Source organism: Streptomyces sp. NPDC018000, from assembly GCF_044328025.1.
Classification (GTDB): Bacteria; Actinomycetota; Actinomycetes; order Streptomycetales; family Streptomycetaceae; genus Streptomyces.
In genome coordinates, this window is record NZ_JBIRGM010000032.1 from 1 (window position 1) to 15,764 (window position 15,764).

Consider the following 15,764-nt stretch of genomic DNA (forward strand, 5'->3'; position numbering starts at 1 on the left):
ATCCGCATCGACCGATGGCTGACCGGCACCCCACTCGGCGGAACCCGCACCTCCCGCCTCGAAGCCCTCATGCTCGCGGCCTGACAGCCCGGCTTGCGCCTTTCTCAGCAGAGTCCTTCAGGCCGGGAGGGAATGCGATCCTTGGTGCGAGCCGCGAAGCGGCGGAGTTCGCTGCGGCTCCGAGGTGACGGTCAGTCGGGCCGCTTCTGGTTCTCGATGTACTCCCGGACGATGCTCAGGGGTGCTCCTCCGCATGAGCCCACGAAGTAGGAGGGTGCCCAGAAGACGGAGCCGATGCCGATGCGGTTGATCCGTCCGGTGTACTCGGCCCGAAGGTAGCGGGAGCTGACGCCCTTCAGGCTGTTGACCAGCTTGGACAGGGCGATCTTCGGCGGGTAGTGCACGAGAAGATGCACGTGGTCGCCTTCGCCGTTGAACTCCCGTAGCTCGGTTTCGAACTTCCCGCACACGTCCCGCATGACCGCCTCGCAGCGCGACAGCATGTCGTCGTTGAAGACCTCGCGCCGGTACTTGGTGACGAACACCAAGTGAGCATGGAGGTGGCAGATGACGTGGTTTCCCCGTCGGATATCAGGGTCCGGTTCCCAGCGTGGTGACATCCGCCAAGTGTATTAAGATCAAGCGAACTCAACCGAAGGGGGTGGGCTGGGTGATCTGCGCGTACAAGTTCCTCATGCGGCCCACCGTGGGCCAGCAGGTCGCGCTCGGAGAGATGCTGCGTGATCACTGCTCGCTCTACAACGGCGCGTTGCAGGAACGCCGTGACGCCTACCGGCACGTTTCGAAGACGAGCGTCAAGTACGGGCAGCAGTCAGCGCAGCTCAAGGACATCCGGGCCTTCGACCCTGAGCGTCAGGGCCGCTGGTCCTTCTCCTCCGAGCAGGCGACGCTTCGTCGTCTTGACAAGGCGTTCGCCGCGTTCTTCCGGAGGGCCAAGGCCGGTGAGACGCCGGGCTATCCGCGCTTCCGTGGGGTCAACTGGTTCGACACGGTGGACTTTCCCAAGGACGGCGACGGATGCCGCTGGGATGCGACCCCGTACGACCCCGTCACCCGCGTCCGCTTCCAGGGTGTCGGGAACGTCAAGGTCAACCAGCACCGGCCCGTGGTCGGCAAGGTCAAGACCGTCTCCGTCAAGCGCGAGGGCGAGCGCTGGTACGTCATCCTGACCGTCGAGCAGGCGCAGCCCGAGCCGCTGCCGGCAACCGGGTCCGTGGCCGGCATCGACATGGGCATCGCGTCATTCCTCACCACGTCCGACGGCGAGCACGTCCCCAGCCCGCGCCACAGCCGGAAGGCCGCCGCGAAGCTGAAGGCTGCGCAACAGGCACTTGCCCGGTTCCCCCGCGTCCGCCGGGACAAGCGCACAAAGAATCACCGCCGGGCGGTCGAGAGGGTCGCCGCGCTGCATCGCAAGGTCCGACGCCAGCGGCTCGACCACGCACACAAGACAGCGCTTGACCTCGTACGCGAACACGACTTCATCGCGCATGAGGACCTCAAGATCCGCAACATGAGCAAGGCTCCCGCCCCCAAGCCGGACCCCGAGCAGCCAGGCAGCTTCCTGCCCAACGGGGCCGCCGCGAAGGCCGGGCTGAACCGTTCGATCTCAGATGCCGGATGGGGGGTGTTCCTGACGATCCTCACCGCCAAGGCTGAAAGCGCCGGACGGGAAGTGATCGCCGTGGACCCCCGCAACACCTCTCGGCGGTGCCCCGAATGTGGGTACACCGCCAAGGAGAACCGGCCCACCCAGGAGAAGTTCCACTGCGTCTCGTGCGGCCACCAGGCGCACGCGGACACAGTGGGCGCCCTGAACGTTCTACGGGCCGGGCTGGTCCGTCGCGAAGCCGCACCGGTATAGCGAGAAGCCCCCTCATTCATGAGGGGGAGGAGTCACGGAGCCACCCTGCCGGTCTCAGCACACTGCTGCGACAAGATCTTCGCGCAGAGGCCCTGGCCAGCATCGTTCCTGGACCTGCTGCTGGTCCAGGCGCTGCGTGTGTGGTTCGATAACCCCGGCGCCGACGCGCCCGCCGAATATCGGGCCCTGGCCGACCCCGGCGTAGGGCGGGCGCTGCGCGCGTTGCACCTGGACCCGGCCCACCACTGGACGGTGGCCGCACTCGCCTCCGAAGCCGGCATGTCCCGTACGGCCTTCGCCCGCCGATTCACAGCCCTGGTTGGTTCGGCACCGCTCGGTCACCGCACCGACTGGCGAATGACCCTGGCCGCCGACGCGCTGCGCGCCCCGGCAGCGCACACGGCTCCAACACCGACAGAAGATGGATTGCGCGACATCCCGTGAGTTCCCGTGACTCCTGCTGGGGGTCAGAGTCCCTGGCCTGGGGCTTCTCTCTCGTTGGCATCCCCGGCCTGCTTGTGACGTAACTTCGGAATTCCTGAAGCATTCTCATTTTGTCCGACCATTCTGCGGCCAGGTCGAAGTCGAGGGGGCTCACACTGACGGCACTGGCGGCAGTGAAGGACAAGCAGGGATCCGGAGAATTCACGGGATGTCGCACTGCGCGGCGAAACCGGCCCGCCATGTCGGCCACTCGGGCTGCCAACCGCGGCCGCGAGCCAGCGCGTTGAGAGCGCCGCGCTCCCACTCCTGACGCCCCGTCACCGGGCCGGGTGTGGGCACGCCGAGGGCTTTGGCCAGGGCCGGAAGCCACTCGTGGGCGGGGGCGGGATCGTCGTCCACGATGTTGACCGGTCCGCCTGACCAGTCGAGCGCGGCCACGGCGGCGCCTGCCGCGTCGGCGACGTGGACGAAGGAACAACCGCCTCGGCCGGCTACCGCCAGGCCGCAGCGCCACGCGGGACCGGCCAGGCCCGGTAGCTGCGATCGTCGGCCGTCCCGAAGGACAGCCGCCTGTTTCTCCTTCGACCCCCTACCACCCGAAGACCCTCGCCGATGCCCTGGCCACTGCCGCCCGCGACGGCGAGCGGGCCGACGCCACCGCTGTCATGCTCCTCCACCGGTGACACCAAAAGGGCGCCGCCGATACCGATCGGGCCGGGGGTCGTTGTCCGTACGTGAGTGACCCCGACTCCCTTTCCCTGTCCGACCGGCTCTCCGTGCTGGCGGATACCGCCATTGCTGTGCTGGACGCGGCGCAAGTGGAGGGCTGGTCACCGGTCGGCGTGGATTTCGCAAGGAGACAAGAGGATGAACGTATCGATGAGAACTGCAGCCGCAGGAGCGGTCGGCATCGCCGTACTGGCTCTCACGACACCTGCGGCGAGAGCCGTCGGGGAGAACACGAGCGAGGCAGCAGGCGTCATCTGCGGGACCGATGGCACATCGGGGCTCACGGTGGGGACGGCCCACGCCAGGGACTGCGCCACAGCACTCCGGGTCGCGAGTGCCTACACGCGGAGCTGGAACAGCGGCGGCGAAGGGGCCACGACCGTCTACGCCGCAGGATCCTTCTGGAGCTGTCGCGAACAGCCGGGCCCGCTGAATCCGTATCAGGAATGCGTCGAGACAGGCGGCACCGGTCGGTGGGTCACCCTGACATCCTGATCAAGATGCCCGTCGACGCTACGCGCCTGCTGGTCGCAGCGCTTGCCGATCCTCCACACCTGCTTCGGAGGTGTGCTCATGATGTACGCCCGCATGCTTGTGGCATCGGCCGGCACTGGGACCGAGGTCGACGTCACGAAGGACTTCCCGCTGGGCGGTGGGTGCACCAGCAACGGAAGTTGCCGCGGGCCGGGGAGCTGTAGGAGCGGCGCAAGGAGCTGCTCGACTTGCCGGAGGCCGGGATGGTGTGGGAGCCCGGCGAGGAGGCGTAGGAGGCCAAACTCGCCGTGCTCCGGTCCTACGGCGGCCCGCCAGGCACCTCGCGCCCCGCCAGGATGTGGCATGGGGCGAGCCGCCGGGGGCCAGCGGTCGGGGCGGGGTGCCTCCCTGTCCCCGCGGCGGGTCGGGGCCGGACGTCACCGTCCGTCGCTCCAGGCGGAGTGCCCGGTCGGCGCCGCATGGTGCGGTCAGGCGTCGCAGGTGTCAAGCATCTGGGACAAGGCGTCGACCGCGGCAGCGTTGGCGGTCAGGGCGTAGCCGGACTTCATGCCGATCCACGCGCGGCTGTAGGTGCACTGGTACGACTCCAGCGCCGGCTTCCAGTTCCCCGAGTCCTTGTCGCCCTTCGCCCGGTTGCTGCCAGCCGACACCGCGATCAGCTGCGAGTGGTCGATGTCGATGCCCGAGGCCGAGGCGACCGTCTTCCCGTCGTACTTCGAGTACCACGTGCCGGACACCGCACGGCCAGGACGTCGTCCTGGACGACGCCCTGGCCGTCACGCTGGAGCACCACCTCGCGGGTGTCGCAGGCGCCGTACTGGTGATCCAGTACGGGAACTTGGAACGGCTGTCGCCGGGGCATCGTTCTCGTCGGCCACGACGAGGCCTGCGAGCAGCACGCGGGCCTTCGCTGCGTCAGGCGGCTCGGGGAGCTCCCGGACGGCCGGAGCCCGGCCGAGGTGGCTGTGGGAGGTGGCGGCGGTGACCTCGAGACGGGTGACCACCGCGGCGGCCGCGAAGAAGGTAGCAGTACGGCGTAGAACACGAATGATTCCGCTCATGCTGGGCACGCGGCCGATGGGCCGAATCGTTGCGGCACAACCAACGTCACCCCTGGCGGGTGGGCAGTCGTACCGGGGCCGAAACGGCGGATCGTGGTAGAGCGTCAGTCAGCCCTCGTTCAGCCGGAGTCGACCACGGCCTCCGACGGTGCTGGTGGACAGGGTTCTTTCACCCTCCGGTGATCGTTCTTCACCCCCGGCCTCCGTCGCCCCGGGGACCAGTTCGGGGTTGGGTATCAGCCACAGAACAGGACCTCAGATATGCGGAGGCCGGGCCACGGCATGGAAGGCTCCGACGCCGTGATCACACCGGTCACTTCGTGATCATTCCACTGCTTCGGGTTCTCCCCGCTCGAACGCGATGCGGCAGCGTTCGACCTGTTCGGTCACCTGCCCCATGAACCAGCGCATGATCTCGTAGGGGATGACCTGCTCGTCGTGGCTGTGGATGTGGACGGTCGGCTCCAGGTCCGGATCCTCGTCGGGTATCACGGCCACCAGGAAGGCAGCTCCAGGCAGGTGTGTCTCCGCGTGGGGAATCTCAGCCCACGCGGCTGGCGCCGGGACGGCCTCGCTCAGCTCCACACACCAGGCATCGTCCGGCAAGGCGTAGTGGAACTGGAGGGCGTAGTGACGGCCTTCATGAACGCGCAGCTCTGGCATGTCCGCAATCTGCCACAGCTGCCGTGTCAGAGTCTCGCGAGTATCGCGCTGGGCACCCGTTGTACGACACTGCCAGCGTTTGCGGGACAAATTCAGCAAAGTGGTAGCGATGGGAGCGGTGATGGCCGCAGCGCTGGTCTTCCCGGCAGCAGCCGCTACGTACGAATGCGGTGACGAGCGCGTCTGCCTGTACGGGGGGCGTGTGGGCCAAGGCGCGACGTTCTCCGCCCATGACGCCGTCTCTGACCTCCGCACCGTGGTGTTCAACGACAGGGCGCGCAGTGTCTTCAACAGCACCAGTGACGGCTGGTGTCTGTACCAGAACAAGAACTTTGGCGGGGAATGGCGGCTTGTGGAGCCCGGTGAGGCCGGCAACCTCACCGGCGAGTCCGACCGGGCGGTGTCCTCGTTGCAGCCGAAGCCTGCAGGCGGCTGCTGACCGGGGAGGCCAGCCGGCGGGAGCGCCCAGGAGAGAGACGACCACTGCAGTTCGACCCCGATGCCGCCACACTGACCCGGAAAGAGGGCGGATGGCGTGTCACCGGCCCTTGGACGAAGACGCCGCCGACGGACGAGGCGTTGTTCACCGCAATCGTTGAGAAGGCCGGCGCGCCGTCGGAGGAACCGGTCACGTGACCCGCCGGGGCGGCCCGCGCTCTCCCGTGGCCGGATCACCCTCGTCACCCGGGCGCGGCACGGTATGACATGAGCGCCACGCGACGGCTTACAAGGGAGTGAAAAATGCGCGCGCTGCTGCTCGTTCTGCTCCGGTCCGACCCACATGATCGACCTGGTAGAGCCCAGCCGCCGGACCCACCGGGCGAAGTACCCGCTCCGACGCGCACCAGGCGACGAGGAGACGCCGTTCTTCACCGAGGAGCAGCTGGGCGACTTCGCGGTCGAGATCCAGAACGCGGCGGCGGACGAAGACGAGTTCCGGACACACCAGCAGGTGCGCCTGCCGCGTGCGCGGCAGGAACTTGAAGCAGCCCAGCAGAACACCGCGTCCCGGGACGCGGCCCTCAAGAACCTCGAACGTGTCTGCGCCCAGCAGAAGCGTGACCCCCGCCGGAAGGCCGCCCTCGCCGAGCTGGAAGCACAGCGCGACCGGTGGCAGGAACTCACCGGGAAACGCCCCCCGCGGTAGACGAACCGGCTGGTCAGCCCCTGCCGTCCCGGGCACGTCCGGTAGGCGAGCCGAATCGGAGGAGGCCGGCCGGGCCGTACGGCGGTGCGGCGGCCGCGAACCGCTCGGGCCCGGCAACGCGATGCCGCCGTCCGGCCGGCGCTCGCGACTCGCCGCAGAGCCCGAGAAACGCAAGAAGGCCCGTATCCTCCATGCGGGCGCAGGCGGGATACGACGTCTTCGACGCGGTCGCCTACATCCGGGCCGTGCAGGCACGTGATGTCGACACCGCCTGCGCGGTCGCGCAGCAGTGCGGGCCGGAGCCGCGCGGGCTGCTCCTGGACGTCGCCGAACGCGTCATCCTCCCGGTCACCGCCCTGGACGGCCAGGCCAAGGAGCCGCGCGCGGACTCCTTCGCGCTGGAGGCGCTCGGGCGGATACTCGCCGGCGCCCTGCGCGCGGACGACGACGGGTGCCCCGCGCAGGTCGTCGTCATCAGCCGGACCATCATCCGCTTCACCGCCGAGGCCCTCACCGAGGACGGCCAGGACGTCGCCGAGGTCCTGGCGCAGCTTGAGGCTGCCGGTGTCGAACAGAGCGTCGCCGCGTGCGGGCCGTCGCACGGCACCACCGTGTATACGCGGCGCCCACCCTGTCGAGGACGAGGAAAGCGAAGGGACTAATTTCAGAGTGGTGTGAGAAGGAAGCCCCTTCATGGCCTCGCCGGGGTCAACGTTAACAGTCAGCCAGGGATCAAGTCGCGCAGATTTTCCGGCGTGATGATCCGCGAGTCCGGGTGCAGTCCGTCCGGACGTTCCAGCCCGATGTACGTGACCGGACCCTGCGGCGCCGTCGTGCCGTCCCACAGTGTGGTGGCCGTGGCGCGGTCGGCCATCAGGTCGGTGAGGTAGCGGACGGTGAGCTGCTCGCGCTCAACGATGGCGCGCAGCAGCACCGCAACCGATACGCGGTTCCCCTCGACCCGGTTGGAGTTGGGGTTGCCCTTGAGGTACAGGTGCAGCCACTTGGCGTGCCAGCTGCCGTCGTACCCGCGTACGAATGCCAGGGGCAGCGCGACGCGGCCCGGGCCGCGCAGCTCAGACTTCATGCGGACTGTACGTGGCTCGAAGGGGCGGCCCTGCTGGTCGGCGTCGCGCAGCATGAAGCCGAAGAACGACTCCTCGGTCTCCTCGAAGCCTTCGCCCGAGTAGATGTTGACCTGCGGGACGATGAAGGTGCCGCGCGCGGCGCCCAGTCGGAGGTTGATGAACTCCGAGGCGCCGTCCGGGGCGTCGGTGATGTCGCCGGAGTGCTCGCCCTCGAGCTGGGTGAGGGCGGTGTACGACAGCCACGCGACGGTCTGGAATTCGGCGTCCAGCATCAGCGCCGACAGGTCGTAGTCGGTGGAGCGGCTCGTCTGCTTCCAGTACACGAAGAACCGCAGCAGTTCGCCGTCGACTGGAGACAGAGAGCCGCGGGGCAGCACGCCGAGGCCGGCTGCCGTCGCCTTGCCGCTCAGCGGGAGCGCGATGTCCAGGACGTCCGGGTCGATCAGCAGGTGTCCCGGGGCCGGCAGGCGGCGGCTCAGCTCGGCATCCAAGGCGGCGAGCATGCGGTCGCGTTCGGCTGCGGGCATCGGGGCGCGGGTGTCGTCGGTGACCCAGGCGCGTCCGAGCCGTTTGACGAACACCCGGCGCCCACCGCCGTCCTCGTGCTTCTCGGAGCGGTTGTGGAGGTGCTCCCGCACTGACAGCAGGACCCGGCCGGCCACCTGCGGGGCCACCTGTTCGGCGGCCGCGACCACCACCTCGCGTTCCTCCTGAGTCGCGCTGGCGCGCAGTAGCCGGTCCAGGGAGCGGAACAGTCTGCCCGGCGCGGCCGTGAGCAGCCGTACGGCTCCGGTGACGTCGCCTGTGCCGAGCAGTTCCTCGACCTGGCTGTCGAAGGATCGGGCCTCCCGTTCACCCCGGGCAACGGCGAACACGTCGGCGGCGTGCGGCCAGCGCGCCTGGTACTCGTGCGCGTGCAGGCGCTCGCCGAGCCGCTTGAACGCCTCGCTGTGCGCCACCACGTCGGCCAGCTTGGCCGGGGACGCTGCGACTACTGCGTCAAGGCCCGCTAGCAGGGCGCGGCGGACCCGGCGCGAGGGCGACCGGAACCGGGTCGGCTCGGTGAGCGTCACATCGCCGTTTGACAGCGCGCACGCGAGACGCAGCACATCGGTCACGGTGTCGACGAGGAGGTCCGCCCCGGTCTCGAGTCGGGCGCGGTTGACGACAGCGCGGTTCTCCCGCACCGGAATCGCCTCGGGCTGCGGGCCGTTCACGCAGTGCCCGGCGAGCGCCGCCAGGTCGAGCAGGACCTCATCGCCCAGCGGCGTCGTGCTTCCAGCCAGGGCCAGGTACAGCGCGCTGATCTCGTCGTCCGGCGCACCGCCCAGGTGCAGAACCGTCACGCGGTCGCCCGCCGCGGCTATCAGCTCGTCATGCACAGCGAGCATCGCCGCGTACGTGTGCTGGTACGTCCCGTACAAGGGCAGGGCCAGCAGGTTCACGGCGCCGCTGCGGAGCTGGTCGAGCGCGCCCTCGCGCGAGGCGTCGTCGACGAGCGCCTGGGCGACGCACTGGTGCCAGAACTCGTACGTGTCCGGCACATTGGCCGGGAAGTCGATGAAGTACGGGTTGTGCTGAACGTGGTCCCCGACCATCGCCCGGACGGTCTCCAGCGTCTGTACAGCAGTATCGATGACCGTCCCCTCGGACAGTCCCGACAGGTGCTTCAACAGGTCCGCCGCGAGCTTGAACCCCACGGACATCAGGGCCGTGTCGAACTGCCGTGCCACGACATCCCCTTGCCCGCTTGGACCGGGGATGGAGGGAAGGCGGTGGGTGTGCCGAATGACCAGAGGCGCGAAACGGTGGACCATCCGGGCATGATCCCAGACCCATATGAACCGACGCACTTGGGTTTTCGAGCATCCGTCGCAGCCTCGTTCCGCCACCCTGCGGAACGAGCGGCCGGTGGAAGGGGGCCGTGGAGGGGGCGTCGGGCCCGGACAGGGTTCTGCTCCGGCTGGCCGGCGGTGCTCGCCACAGGGGTGCTCCTGAAGGTAAGGGCGGCCAATCCCGCCATTCACCTTCCACAGGTGCGGTTCCGAGCGCCGGTGTGACGCCGGTCCTGGAAAACCACGGCCCGTGACCGCATCGTGATCAACACGGGTGTGACGACGCAGGCTTGTTGGCTAAGGACCGGAGCAGGTTGCCGCTGGTCGGAGAGCTGTGACGACGCGTAGTTGGCAAGAGTGACGCAGGTTGGTTGAGCAAGGACCCGTTTGGCAGATCATGGCGACCACTGCTACGTTTCCGGCGGCCGTGCGAGAAAACGAGGAGGTGGTACCCGTGAACGTATTGACATGGGTGCTCCCCTCCGGGGTCACGGTCGGGCGATAGGTCGTCCGGGAGCGCCGTTCAAGAGCACTCCCGAAAGGCACGACCGTGCAATTCACTTCTGAACAGCGACTGGACGACGGCGTCCTCGAACGCGAGTTCACCCTCGGCGAGATCCCCGGCACCCTGTGGACGCCTGGATCCGCACCGGCTCCGCTGATCCTGATGGCCCACAACAACGGCCTGCCCAAGGGGGAATCCCGGTTGGTGGCCCGGGCCCGGCAGTCTGCGGCGTACGGCTATGCGGTGGCTGCCATCGACGCCCCCGGGTGCGGTGACCGGCCCCGTTCCGCCGCCGACGAGCGGGCCCGCGCCGACCTCCGCCGGGCGATGCAGGCCGGCGAGCCGGTCGATGAGATCTTCGAGTCCTTCATCGGCCCGCTGGTCGAAAAGGCGGTCCCGGAATGGCGGATCACACTGGATGCCCTCCTTTCGCTCCCCGAGATCGGCGGCCCGGTCGGGTACTCGGGGTGGGCCGCCGTCGGTATTCGGCTGGCGGTGGTTGAGCCGCGCATCGCGGCCGCTGGTTTCTTCGCTGGTGGTTACGTGCCCCGCGCCCAGCGTGAGGAGGCCCAGCAGGTCACCATTCCGCTGCTGTTCCTGCTGCAGTGGGACGACGAAGGGAATCCCCGGCAGCGGGCCCTGGACCTGTTCGACGCCTTCGGCAGCAAGGAGAAGACGCTGCATGCCAATATGGGCGGGCACGTCGGCACCCCGTGGTTCGAGGTGGAGGACGGGGGCCGGTTCTTCGGCCGGCACCTGAAGTGAGGGAGGGCCGTCAGGCCTGCAGCAGACGGTAAGCGGCGTCGGCCAGGACGCCGTTCATCGAGGACAGGTCCCGGCCCTCCTCGGCTTTCTACACCACGGGCCCCTGCCAACTCGGCAGGGGCCCGTGATGCCCGGAGCCATGGACTGTTCGATTTCTGCAGAGCTTCGATTGATGCCCATGCTGTCCAATCTCGTGTACAGGTGCTGTCGGTTCTCGTTCTCGTGAACAAAGCCAGGCAGGGTGTTCCTGCCCGGCCCTACTGTCGTGGGGGAGTTCAGCCGAAGTTGAGCGTGTCCTGTGCGGGGGCGGCCGGGGCCAGCCGGGGCGGGCGCCGTCCTGGTGTGCGGCCCTCCAGCGCTCGTTCAGCTCGTCCTTCCAGCCCTTGGGCGGGGCCACGGGACGCCCCCGGCGGCGAGCTGGTCACGCTTCCAGCCGCGGGCGGGCGTGCGGGCGGCTTCGATCTTGGATCGCCGCCGGTGAGAGGCCTGAGTTCGCCCGCGCTGCCCACCTTGAGTACGTGGACCTCGACTCGGGCCACTGGCCGATGGCTACCCGTCCCCGCGAACTCGCCCGCGTCCTGGCGGAGGCCGCCAACTCCTGGCGGTGCCGGGTTGGGCGGTCAGGCCACCGCCGACATCGGCCGGCCGCCCCGGCGGATGCCCTTCTCGCTGGGGATGCGGGCACGTTCCTTGCGCTGGGCCGTGAGTACATCGGGATGGCGGGCGTTGGCGTTCCGCCAGCGCAGGTAGGCGTGCAGGGCACCAGTCTGTGCGGTGTGGTTGCGGTGGGTCGCCGTCCGAGCGGGTGGCCCGGATCGACTTCAGTGCGGCCAAGGTGTTCGCGGTGCCCTTTTTGCGACGGCTGACGCCCCACAGGGTGTCGTCGCCGACCGAGTAGCAGCCGTGGAAGTAGCGCACCCGGTGGGTGCGGTGGTAGGTCGCGGGGTGCCGCTCGGGCCGGCACGACCGTCCAGCGCGCGGAGGGGGAAAGACCTCTCCCACACTCGGCACCGTCTACGTCTGCAACCCCGGTTCGTGTGACGCCATACCGGATCGTCGTGAAACTGACTCCGTGAGGTGGGCCCCGGGGCGTCCTGGCTGATTCCCCGGGGCGCACCACCGCTGTTGAGGCAGGTGTTGTGCCTGTAGGGGCGTACGGGCCAGCGGCAGGACCGCTGAGACCGCGTTTGAGATCTGGCATGGGACGATCCCTCGGTGACTCGACCCCTGAACCGTGACCGCTCCCTTGAGGAGCTGGAGGACGACCGTTGGCCGGCCCCGTCGGGCGACGCGACTCGCCTTGTGGCGACCGCGCACGCGCTTCGGCGTAAGCCGATCGGCGAGCTGACAGTTGAGGACATGAGGCTGCTGATCAGGCAGAACGAGGGCCTGCCCTACCTCCTGCCGCTGGCGTTGGAGGTCCTGCGGCTGGATCCGATGGCGGAGGGTCACATGTACGAGGGTGATCTGCTGGTCGCGGTACTGACCAGGAGTCCAGAGATCTGGAGCAAGTCACCCGAGCTCGGGCATGAGCTTCGCCTGATCGTCTCGGATCTGAGCGATCTGACACCGAACCTCAGGCACGAGGTGGAGCGGTTTCTGACTCTGTAGCACGCCAGTGGCACCGCCCTGCAGGTGCCCAGGTGGGGGCACCGTTTACGAGCGCTCTCGTACGAGCGGACGCGGGCCTGGCCGCCTCGCGGGACAGCCGGGGGTGAGACGACGAACCATGACACCGATCATCGCCCAGCGGATCATCGCCCAGCGGATCACGGCTCCGCGTGAGCCGGACTGATCTCGTAGTCCCTGGCGAGGCGCCGATGGTCGTTGATCCACGACGTGAACGTGTGCTCGATCGCCCGCCGCTTCGGCTGGACTTGGAAGCCAAGCTGACCAGGGTCTTTGCGAACGACCACCAGTTCTCGGCCGAGGATTTCGGCGGTCCGGTCAACCAGGCGGGCGGCGAAGCCTTGGTCGGCCCAGATCTTGTGAACGCCTGGGTGGTCGAAACGGGTTCCGGCGGCGAGTTCGTGCACGGCGCGCTCATGTACGGAATGCCCGTACCCGATGATCAGCGATGTCCGGGCAACGGCCGCCTCAGGCGACGTCACGGTCCCCGCCCATCACCTGCCGCCCCGCCGGCGATGCCCGAGCTGCGCGACCTGCCCGACGCCAGCTGACGGTACGGTGTCCGTGACAGCGAATCCTCCTTCGAACGCTGGCTCGCCGAGAGGCCGGAGCGTCTCGCACCCGGAATCCGCTCGGAGGCCGAGCGCTGGACCGGACGTAGGTCCTACTTCGGCGGGCGAGTCCAGGCGCGGACGGCCAGCTTGCCGGTGGTGCCGAGATCGAGGTGGGGCGTCACGGTCACCGGATCGGCGCCCTGCTCGGCCCGCACCCTGACGTACGGGACGTTGACGGCGGTGCCGGACTCGGTGGTGTTGCGCCACATCAGGCCCGAAAGGGCGCTCTCGCCTGGCTTCAGGACCAGCGGGCGGGATGGCTCGTCAAATCCGGTACCGGTGCTGATGCCGCCGCTTCCATGCACGATCCGGACGCCTTGGACGGGTGACAGGTCCTTGTCCAGCAGTTCCAGGAGCGGGTAGCCGTCGAGTGAGTAGTCGCGCTTCCCGCAGTTCTCCAGGTGCAGGCCCACCACGCGCAGCCCCATAGCTGCGTCGCCGTCATCGGTGAACAGGCGGATGCCGGAGGGTGGGCACTCTCCGGACGCGGGCGGCGCCTCGGCGGCGGGCACCTTGGTCACCCGGGCGACCTTGACGCGGGTCACCGGGGACGCTCCGGGGGCCGGCACCCCCAGTCGGACCGTGCCGCGCACGGTCGCGCCGGGGCCGACCGAGCGCACGGTCTCGTGGCTGTTGCTCATGACCTCGCCGGCGTCCGTGGTGAAGTCGAACAGGATCGTGTACGTCAGCGCCTCGGTGCCGCTGTTGGTGACTTCGTAGGCGGCCGAGATTCCGGAGTCACCGGTGGGGAGGGGGTCGGCGTGGACGGAGAACCCGTCGGAGCTGGGGGTGGGCGTGCCTAAGGGGATGGACACCGAAGTGATCCGGACGCCGTCCACGGGCGGGGCAGTGACGGCGGTCCCGGACGCGGGGGCGGCTGCGCCGGGGGCGCCCGCCTGTTCGGATCCGCACGCCGTGAGCAGTAGAAGTGCCGCGAGGCCCGGAAGAAGGGAGGTGACTTTGCGCATCAGGTCACCCCATCAGGGGCGCGAGCGTCGAGCCATGGTGTAAGTCACAGTTCCGGTCACAGGCGCGTCACGGGCAGCCTACCGAGTGGGCTGCTGCAGTGGCACCGCCGAGCACGAACTCGAAGGGGCGTTCCGCCCCGGCCATTCGGCGCTTGCGCACATAGCCGACAAGATCCCGTACCTCCGCCACATCAGGCACATGCCCATGCCGGGCCGTCTCGAACAACGGCACCGCGCCGTCCCACCGCGCTGCCCGCCGCATAGGCGGACGACGCGGCCCGGTCCGCCGATCCACAACGGCGGACCGGGCCGCTGCACGGTGGCAGGCAGCAGCGTCACGTCCTGGACCTCGACGTGCTGACCGTGGTGGTTCACTGGCTCGCCGGACCAGAAGCGCCTCAACAGCTCCAGTCCGTCGTCCAGCCGCTCGGCGAGGAGGTGTGGCTCGGCGGCATCGCCGAAGCTGCGGTACTCGTCCTCGATCGGACCGCCCAGGCCCGCGGCGAAGATCACCCGGCCGCCGCTGAGGTGGTCCAGGGTGGCCAACTGGCGGGCGAGTTGCCGCGGACGGTAACGGGGGACCGGCGTCAGCAGGGTGCCCAGCCGGATCCGGGAGGTCGCCAGCGCGGCCGCGGTCAGCAGCATCCAGGGGTCTCCGAAGGGACGCCCCTGGTGCTGCCGGTGCAGTACGTGGTCCCAGACGAAGAGTCCGTCCCAGCCGGCCTGTTCGGCGGCAGTCGCCACGGTCGCGACGTTCCGGGGGTCGGCGAAGTCACCGAAATGAGGGATGCTGTTGGAACGGTGGCGCACCTGGAGACCTGTACGTCACCGTGCACGTCAACGACTGATCCGCCGCATGGAATTCGGCCAGGTCCGATGGCTTTGTGCCATTCGTCGGCAACCCGCCTCCAACATCACTGAAACCCGGCTAAACAAGAAAGCTGGGGGTGGCACGTAGCGGCCACATCCGTGTGTAGGCCGGTCGTGCGGGAGGTCTGGGCGGTTGCTGACTATCAACGTGGCTGTACTGCTTGCGGTCGTCGTCTTCTTCCGGCTGCGCCGGCGTACGGAGTCCCGCAGCCGCTTCGACGAGAAGATGACCGTCGTCATCGTCCTGGCGCTCGGGATCCTCCTGGCTCCCACCCCGGTGGGCCAGGGCGTCCTCAACGTCCTGGGACAGTTCGCCAGCGGCGTCACACAGGCCAGCCGGTGAACCCCCGCAGACACCGGACCAAAGCGACCAGGCGCCCGCCGGCGCGGCGGCGTACCCGCAGGCCCAGCAGAGGGCGGCAGCGTGCGGATGACCGGCTGATCGGGCTCCTGGTGGCCGTGGTCCTGGCCGTCGCCCTGGCGGTGACTGTCGTCAACTGGCTGCTGACCCACTGGTGGCTCCTGGTCGCCCTCGGCGTCCTCGCAGCGCTGGCCGGTGGAGCATGGCTCCACCAGAAGCAGCAGCGAGCACGATGGGAAGCGGCCCGCGCGCAGGGCCTGCGCTACGCGCTGCCCCAGTTGGACGCCCTGCACCACGCACGGTTCGAGGACGCGGTACGGGACCTGATGCACCGGGACGGCTGCCAGGACGCGACCCGCGTCGGAGGCAGCGGCGACCTGGGCGCCGACGTGAAGGCCACCGACCCCTACGGACGCCGCTGGGTCATCCAGTGCAAACATCGCCGCAACGGCCTCGCCGGCTCCGCCGTCGGCACGCCGGACCTGCAGATCCTCAACGGCACCGCCCGCCAGGTCCATGGCGCCGACATCGCAGTCATCGTCACCAACGGCCGCGTCACGGCACCGGCCGTCGCCTTCGCCAAGCAGCAGCGTCTCCACGTCATTGACCGACACACCCTGGGAGTGTGGGCGTCCGGCTCAAGCCCGTTGTGGGAGCTGCTCCGTGCCGTCCCGCCACCCCGCAAACCGACCTCGCTCTCCTGAA

Annotated in this window: 17 protein-coding genes and 4 pseudogenes; 11 read left to right on the forward strand and 10 right to left on the reverse strand. The window is 68.8% G+C overall.

What is annotated here, in order from left to right:
* Positions 1-191 precede the first annotated feature (191 nt).
* The gene (gene tnpA / locus ACH4EW_RS30470; RefSeq protein ID WP_398262465.1) at positions 192-620 is read right to left on the reverse strand and encodes an IS200/IS605 family transposase; all 429 of its coding nucleotides are present in this window, start codon (positions 618-620) and stop codon (positions 192-194) included.
* A 50-nt stretch (positions 621-670) separates the two neighbouring features.
* Between tnpA and ACH4EW_RS30475 the strand changes: the two genes are divergently transcribed.
* Both ACH4EW_RS30475 and ACH4EW_RS30480 read left to right on the forward strand, forming a co-directional pair.
* Positions 671-1,885: an RNA-guided endonuclease InsQ/TnpB family protein gene (locus tag ACH4EW_RS30475; RefSeq protein WP_398262467.1), complete on the forward strand. Its 1,215-nt coding sequence runs from the start codon at positions 671-673 to the stop codon at positions 1,883-1,885.
* A gap of 18 nt (positions 1,886-1,903) precedes the next feature.
* Positions 1,904-2,329, forward strand: coding sequence for a hypothetical protein (locus tag ACH4EW_RS30480; RefSeq protein WP_398262469.1), 426 nt, complete (start codon positions 1,904-1,906; stop codon positions 2,327-2,329).
* Positions 2,330-2,530: 201 nt separating this feature from the next.
* On the opposite strand, the gene ACH4EW_RS30485 is transcribed toward ACH4EW_RS30480, so the two are convergent.
* Entirely contained in the window at positions 2,531-2,767 is a 237-nt protein-coding gene (locus ACH4EW_RS30485; protein ID WP_398262471.1) for a dTDP-glucose 4,6-dehydratase, read from the reverse strand.
* Positions 2,768-3,208: 441 nt separating this feature from the next.
* On the opposite strand from ACH4EW_RS30485, the gene ACH4EW_RS30490 reads away from it, so the two are divergent.
* On the forward strand, positions 3,209-3,553 hold the full coding sequence (locus tag ACH4EW_RS30490; protein WP_398262472.1) for a hypothetical protein: 345 nt from the start codon (positions 3,209-3,211) through the stop codon (positions 3,551-3,553).
* A 120-nt stretch (positions 3,554-3,673) separates the two neighbouring features.
* A pseudogene (locus tag ACH4EW_RS30495) lies at positions 3,674-3,905 on the forward strand (helicase associated domain-containing protein); the annotation flags it as partial.
* A gap of 115 nt (positions 3,906-4,020) precedes the next feature.
* Here ACH4EW_RS30495 and ACH4EW_RS30500 read toward each other — a convergent pair.
* Together ACH4EW_RS30500 and ACH4EW_RS30505 are read right to left on the reverse strand one after the other, a co-directional pair.
* On the reverse strand, positions 4,021-4,290 hold the full coding sequence (locus ACH4EW_RS30500) for a hypothetical protein (protein ID WP_398262474.1): 270 nt from the start codon (positions 4,288-4,290) through the stop codon (positions 4,021-4,023).
* A gap of 648 nt (positions 4,291-4,938) precedes the next feature.
* On the reverse strand, positions 4,939-5,277 hold the full coding sequence (locus tag ACH4EW_RS30505; protein ID WP_398262476.1) for a hypothetical protein: 339 nt from the start codon (positions 5,275-5,277) through the stop codon (positions 4,939-4,941).
* A 121-nt stretch (positions 5,278-5,398) separates the two neighbouring features.
* On the opposite strand from ACH4EW_RS30505, the gene ACH4EW_RS30510 reads away from it, so the two are divergent.
* The 3 genes from ACH4EW_RS30510 to ACH4EW_RS30520 all read left to right on the forward strand — a co-directional run bounded on the left by ACH4EW_RS30510 (position 5,399) and on the right by ACH4EW_RS30520 (position 7,086).
* A complete protein-coding gene (locus tag ACH4EW_RS30510; RefSeq protein ID WP_398262478.1) occupies positions 5,399-5,716 on the forward strand; it encodes a peptidase inhibitor family I36 protein in 318 nt (105 codons plus the stop codon).
* A gap of 342 nt (positions 5,717-6,058) precedes the next feature.
* Positions 6,059-6,424, forward strand: coding sequence for a hypothetical protein (locus ACH4EW_RS30515; RefSeq protein ID WP_398262480.1), 366 nt, complete (start codon positions 6,059-6,061; stop codon positions 6,422-6,424).
* A 191-nt stretch (positions 6,425-6,615) separates the two neighbouring features.
* A complete protein-coding gene (locus ACH4EW_RS30520) occupies positions 6,616-7,086 on the forward strand; it encodes a hypothetical protein (RefSeq protein ID WP_398262482.1) in 471 nt (156 codons plus the stop codon).
* A gap of 59 nt (positions 7,087-7,145) precedes the next feature.
* On the opposite strand, the gene ACH4EW_RS30525 is transcribed toward ACH4EW_RS30520, so the two are convergent.
* Positions 7,146-9,329, reverse strand: coding sequence for a hypothetical protein (locus ACH4EW_RS30525; protein WP_398262484.1), 2,184 nt, complete (start codon positions 9,327-9,329; stop codon positions 7,146-7,148).
* A gap of 568 nt (positions 9,330-9,897) precedes the next feature.
* Between ACH4EW_RS30525 and ACH4EW_RS30530 the strand changes: the two genes are divergently transcribed.
* Complete coding sequence (locus ACH4EW_RS30530; protein WP_398262486.1) at positions 9,898-10,617, forward strand: dienelactone hydrolase family protein; 720 nt, start codon at positions 9,898-9,900, stop codon at positions 10,615-10,617.
* Between the two features lie 620 nt (positions 10,618-11,237).
* On the opposite strand, the pseudogene ACH4EW_RS30535 reads toward ACH4EW_RS30530, so the two are convergent.
* Positions 11,238-11,577 (reverse strand): annotated as a pseudogene (locus tag ACH4EW_RS30535) (IS630 family transposase); the annotation flags it as partial.
* Positions 11,578-11,832: 255 nt separating this feature from the next.
* Between ACH4EW_RS30535 and ACH4EW_RS30540 the strand changes: the two are divergent.
* Entirely contained in the window at positions 11,833-12,228 is a 396-nt protein-coding gene (locus ACH4EW_RS30540) for a contact-dependent growth inhibition system immunity protein (RefSeq protein WP_398262488.1), read from the forward strand.
* Positions 12,229-12,386: 158 nt separating this feature from the next.
* Here the strand turns inward: ACH4EW_RS30540 and ACH4EW_RS30545 are convergent, their stop codons facing one another.
* The 4 genes and pseudogenes from ACH4EW_RS30545 to ACH4EW_RS30560 form a co-directional block, all read right to left on the reverse strand.
* A complete protein-coding gene (locus ACH4EW_RS30545) occupies positions 12,387-12,653 on the reverse strand; it encodes a hypothetical protein (protein ID WP_398262520.1) in 267 nt (88 codons plus the stop codon).
* Positions 12,627-12,719: pseudogene (locus ACH4EW_RS30550) on the reverse strand (dTDP-4-dehydrorhamnose reductase); the annotation flags it as partial. The pseudogene ACH4EW_RS30550 and the gene ACH4EW_RS30545, both read right to left, overlap by 27 nt.
* Positions 12,720-12,910: 191 nt before the next feature.
* Positions 12,911-13,828, reverse strand: coding sequence for a DUF4232 domain-containing protein (locus tag ACH4EW_RS30555; protein ID WP_398262490.1), 918 nt, complete (start codon positions 13,826-13,828; stop codon positions 12,911-12,913).
* A gap of 97 nt (positions 13,829-13,925) precedes the next feature.
* Positions 13,926-14,638: pseudogene (locus tag ACH4EW_RS30560) on the reverse strand (LLM class flavin-dependent oxidoreductase); the annotation flags it as partial.
* A gap of 193 nt (positions 14,639-14,831) precedes the next feature.
* Here ACH4EW_RS30560 and ACH4EW_RS30565 point away from each other — a divergent pair.
* Together ACH4EW_RS30565 and ACH4EW_RS30570 are read left to right on the forward strand one after the other, a co-directional pair.
* The gene (locus ACH4EW_RS30565) at positions 14,832-15,041 is read left to right on the forward strand and encodes a hypothetical protein (RefSeq protein WP_398262492.1); all 210 of its coding nucleotides are present in this window, start codon (positions 14,832-14,834) and stop codon (positions 15,039-15,041) included.
* The gene (locus tag ACH4EW_RS30570; RefSeq protein ID WP_398262494.1) at positions 15,038-15,763 is read left to right on the forward strand and encodes a restriction endonuclease; all 726 of its coding nucleotides are present in this window, start codon (positions 15,038-15,040) and stop codon (positions 15,761-15,763) included. Before ACH4EW_RS30565 ends, ACH4EW_RS30570 begins: the two co-directional genes overlap by 4 nt.
* The last annotated feature ends 1 nt before the right edge of the window (position 15,764 follow it).

Bases quoted from the DNA above. Each gene is read 5' to 3' on its own strand.
- ACH4EW_RS30505 (WP_398262476.1), bottom strand. From the start codon at position 5,277: ATGCCAGAGCTGCGCGTTCATGAAGGCCGTCACTACGCCCTCCAGTTC.
- ACH4EW_RS30555 (WP_398262490.1), bottom strand. From the start codon at position 13,828: ATGCGCAAAGTCACCTCCCTTCTTCCGGGCCTCGCGGCACTTCTACTG.
- ACH4EW_RS30490 (WP_398262472.1), top strand. From the start codon at position 3,209: ATGAGAACTGCAGCCGCAGGAGCGGTCGGCATCGCCGTACTGGCTCTC.
- ACH4EW_RS30510 (WP_398262478.1), top strand. From the start codon at position 5,399: ATGGCCGCAGCGCTGGTCTTCCCGGCAGCAGCCGCTACGTACGAATGC.
- ACH4EW_RS30525 (WP_398262484.1), bottom strand. From the start codon at position 9,329: ATGGTCCACCGTTTCGCGCCTCTGGTCATTCGGCACACCCACCGCCTT.
- ACH4EW_RS30480 (WP_398262469.1), top strand. From the start codon at position 1,904: ATGAGGGGGAGGAGTCACGGAGCCACCCTGCCGGTCTCAGCACACTGC.
- ACH4EW_RS30520 (WP_398262482.1), top strand. From the start codon at position 6,616: ATGCGGGCGCAGGCGGGATACGACGTCTTCGACGCGGTCGCCTACATC.
- tnpA (WP_398262465.1), bottom strand. From the start codon at position 620: ATGTCACCACGCTGGGAACCGGACCCTGATATCCGACGGGGAAACCAC.
- ACH4EW_RS30515 (WP_398262480.1), top strand. From the start codon at position 6,059: ATGATCGACCTGGTAGAGCCCAGCCGCCGGACCCACCGGGCGAAGTAC.